Genomic DNA, 3,984 nt, shown 5'->3' on the forward strand with positions numbered 1-3,984 from the left:
ATCAAAAAGGTTTCGAACCAATGATTCAAGGGTTCAAATTTTTTAAATTTAACAATTTTGATTCGGTGAAAAAATTATTTGAAGAGTGTGAAAATAATGATCAAAAAATTTCCGGCGTTTTAGTTGAACCAATACAAGGCGAAGGCGGCGTAATTCCTGGAAGTAAAATATTTTTTAAAAACCTGAGAGAAATATGTGATAAATATAATTCTCTTCTTATTTTAGATGAGGTACAAAGTGGAGTAGGTCGAACTGGAAAAATGTGGGGTTATGAGAATTTAGGAATTGAACCTGATGGATTTACCCTTGCTAAAGGATTAGGCGGAGGTCATGCAATTGGAGCATTATTGGTAAAAGAAAAAGCCAACATTTTTTCTCCAGGTGATCATGCAAGTACTTTTGGAGGTAACCCATTCGCTTGTAAAGCGGCCCTAACTGTATTAGAAGAAATAAATAGAAGAAATATTATCAATAATGTTTATCTAAGAGGGGAACAATTAAGTGCTGGGTTTGAAGAATTGTCAAAAAAATTTCCAAAGATAATTAGTGGGAAAAGAGGTTTAGGTTTAATACAAGGTCTTGTGATCAATGATGATTATGCTGATGCAAAAAAAATTACATTAAAAGCTTTTGATAAAGGATTACTGGTAGTTCCTGCAGGAGGAAATGTTGTAAGAATTGTCCCACCATTAGTTATTTCTCGAAGAGAAATTAATATTCTTTTGGATAAGCTAAATTCAATTTTTGAAGAGTTATAGCAATTTAAATTTTGAAAAATGCAAATTTAAAAACTTTTGAATTATTATCTCCTAAATTTGAGAGGGATAATATCAAGTTAGGTTTATCAAGAATTAAAAAAGCACTTCAAGAACTTGGTAATCCTTGCAGGAATATCCCTGCGATACAGATTATTGGAACCAATGGGAAAGGATCAATCGCGGCATATTTGGAAAGTATACTTTTTGAAGCTAAATGTAATTTCGGTGTAACGACATCTCCTCATCTTTTGGATGTTTGCGAGAGGATTAGAGTTAATAAAAAAAATATTAATAAAACTGATTTTGAAAAAATTTATAGATTAATAGAAAAAAAATTTTCAACATTTGAATTAACTCCTTTTGAAAAAATCATTTGCTGTGCACTAAATTTTTTTGACCAACAAAAAGTTGAATTACTCATTCTTGAAGCTGGCTTAGGGGGACGATTAGACGCGACAACAGCACATAAATCTAGACCAATCATTGCTATTGGGAATATTGGCTTAGACCATAAAGAATTTCTTGGAGATACGATTGAAAAAATTGCCGAAGAAAAATTAGCAGTTATTGAAAAAAACTCAATTGTCATCTCATGCAATCAAAATAGTCAAGTTGAAAATTTAATAACCAAAAAAGTTAGAGAGATAGGAGCAGAAATTATTTGGAAAGATTCAATCTCAAATAGCTATGAGCTTGGCTTAAAAGGGATTTTTCAAAAGCAAAATGCTTCAGTAGCTGTTGGAGCAATTGAAGCGCTGAATAATTTGGGATTTAATATAAAAGAAAAACACATATCTGCAGGTCTTAAAAAGACAACTTGGAACGGAAGGCTAGAAATAATAAATTATTTCAACAAAGAAATTCTTGTAGATTGTGCGCATAATTATCCTGCTGCAAAAGCACTCTCTAATGAGCGAAGCAATTGGGAGAATGAAGATAAAGGAATTTATTGGATTTTAGGTGTCCAAAGACAAAAAGATATTAACGCAATATTAAAAACACTTCTAAAGAAAAATGATCGCTTATTACTTGTGCCAGTTCCAAACCAACCTAGTTGGCAATTAAGTGATCTCTCTCAGATTAAAGAAATTGACTTTCAAAGAACAATTGAATTTAAAACATTTGAACTTGCCATTGAATATTTATTTTCCCTAGAAAAATGGCCACCTATTCATCCTGTTTTAACAGGTTCTATTTATTTAGTTGCTGAATTTATTAAATTTTCAAATAAACAGAAATGTTAAATATTAAATTGTTCCTTTACTTCCCAACCTTCCAATTTTCCTGGATTTAATAGCCCTTTAGGATCAAATTTTAATTTCGCTTTTACTTGATCTGCGTCAACCACTCCTAGGCCTCCGGCCTCGACAGTTAAAACATGGGGATTAAAAATAAACGCACCAAGTTTCTTGCAATCTTCCATTATTTCATTCAATTCATCTATCCCATTCCACCTTAATACAGGCAAAGCCGCTAATCGAGGTGATCCTTTTTGAGAAACTGCTTCTAAATGCCAAAGAACTTTTCTACCCCATTTTTTTCTCAAAAAATTAATCAATTCTAGTTCATCATTAGGTGGCAAAAGCATCTGTAAATAAGTCCAATTTTTGTCCTTAGATCTCATATGAAGAGTTGTATGATTCCATACGACTTCAGAAATTCCATTGACGAGTTTTTCTTCTTCCCCAAGGAGAGTAGATTCAACTTTGAATTTTTTACAAATTAGCTCGATGGTTTTTATTCCTCCAAGAGTAGATTGAATTAATATCTTGTGACTTCTAGAATTAGTTTTAAACCATTTTGGCATTTGATCCACAATTTCTTCTTCAAGAATTGCTCCTAGTTTCAGATCAATTGCTGCGCTGGTGAGAGTTTTTAGTATTTCTATTGTTTTTCCAAATTCAATACAGTCGATAACTATTGAATACCACTTACGTTTGATATCAGTAGCAAGTAGTAAAGAAGTAATTATTCCATTAGTCCCATAAGCATGATTCAGGGGTTCGGATTCTTCAGCATCAAATTTTAAGAATTCAGGTTTTTCATTCATCGTTACTGCCTCTAAACCAATAAGATTTCCTGGATCTCTTAAAAATCCCCACCTAATTGAACCAATACCTCCTGATCCACCTGCAATAAAGCCTCCAATTGTTGCAGTTTTCCAAGTACTAGGAAGCAACCTCAATTCCCTTCCATATTTCTCTAATTGTTTATTCAAATCTCCCATAACACAGCCAGACTGTACTTTTACAAAACCTGTATCTGGATCAAATTCTTCTAACTTATTAAAGTGACTCATCTGCATTACAACTCCTTTAAACAATGGGACAGCTTGTCCATAATTACCTGTACCTGAACCCCTTAAAGTAAGTGGGATAGAAAATTCCCAACAAATTGCTGCTACTTCCTTTACTGCTTTGTGATCACAAGGTCTTACCACCAAATCAGCAATACATTCGTCTAATTTTTCAGTAAGAATTGGAGAGTAGTTATAAAAATCTTTTGAAAGTCTTTTTATGTCAGATTGACTTTCAATAATCTCTAGGTTTTTAACTTTCCTAAATTTGTCTATAAATTTATTAGTATTTGATGTCATTAATTAAATTCTTATTGTTTTGTATATAAATTAGCCAATTAGCAATATAAATCGCCTTTTATAAACACTTTTCTCTTTAAGGAACTCGAAAAAACATCTGCCCATCTTTGTGCATCTATAATCACAAAATCAGCAGGGCAACCCTTTTTAATTAAACCATCCCATTTTAAGTTTAATAATCTGCTTGGAGCTAAAAAAATAGAAGACAGAGTCATTCTCTCCCAGGGATTTAGTTGAAGCATAGGTATCGAGCAAGACAACATATAAAAAGGATCAAAATTTCCAAATGGGTACCAGGGATCTTGAACGTTATCACTACCAAGAGATACATCAACGTGTGATTTTTGTAATTGCTTTATTGGAGCAACTGGTCTTTTTAGTGAGGTAGTTTTATTACTTCGATTGAGCAACCAAAAATTTGTTAGAGGTAAAGCAATAACTTTAATATTTTTCTCGGCCATTTTTTCTCCTAGATTTAAAATCTCTCTATGACTTAGAGAAATAAGACTACTCAAATGACTACAAGTAATTGGAATACTATTAATTTTTAAATTTTCGATTGTTTCTAATAAAACTTTTATTCCCGCTCCAGGTTCATTGATCGATTCGTCTATATGCAAATCAATTTCT

General features: G+C 32.3%; 3 protein-coding genes and 1 pseudogene. 2 read left to right on the forward strand and 2 right to left on the reverse strand.

All coding sequences use genetic code 11. The features are described from left to right. Positions 1 to 758 (forward strand): aminotransferase class III-fold pyridoxal phosphate-dependent enzyme (locus AMO19_RS03475; RefSeq protein ID WP_146255927.1); only part of this gene is annotated, 758 nt, incomplete at its 5' end. An 11-nt stretch (positions 759 to 769) separates the two neighbouring features. Then, positions 770 to 2,002 carry a bifunctional folylpolyglutamate synthase/dihydrofolate synthase gene (locus AMO19_RS03480; RefSeq protein ID WP_075507348.1) on the forward strand — a complete coding sequence of 411 codons (1,233 nt, stop codon included), beginning with the start codon at positions 770 to 772 and terminating at the stop codon, positions 2,000 to 2,002. Here AMO19_RS03480 and AMO19_RS03485 read toward each other — a convergent pair. Both AMO19_RS03485 and AMO19_RS03490 read right to left on the reverse strand, forming a co-directional pair. Next, positions 1,999 to 3,354 carry an FAD-binding oxidoreductase gene (locus AMO19_RS03485; protein ID WP_075507349.1) on the reverse strand — a complete coding sequence of 452 codons (1,356 nt, stop codon included), beginning with the start codon at positions 3,352 to 3,354 and terminating at the stop codon, positions 1,999 to 2,001. The genes AMO19_RS03480 and AMO19_RS03485 overlap by 4 nt on opposite strands. Before the next feature lie 38 nt (positions 3,355 to 3,392). Beyond that, positions 3,393 to 3,984: pseudogene (locus AMO19_RS03490) on the reverse strand (amidohydrolase family protein); the annotation flags it as partial.

It is taken from the genome of Prochlorococcus marinus, assembly GCF_001180245.1.
In the GTDB taxonomy this organism is placed as follows: Bacteria; Cyanobacteriota; Cyanobacteriia; order PCC-6307; family Cyanobiaceae; genus Prochlorococcus_A; species Prochlorococcus_A marinus_F.

Bases quoted from the DNA above. Each gene is read 5' to 3' on its own strand.
- AMO19_RS03485 (WP_075507349.1), bottom strand. From the start codon at position 3,354: ATGACATCAAATACTAATAAATTTATAGACAAATTTAGGAAAGTTAAA.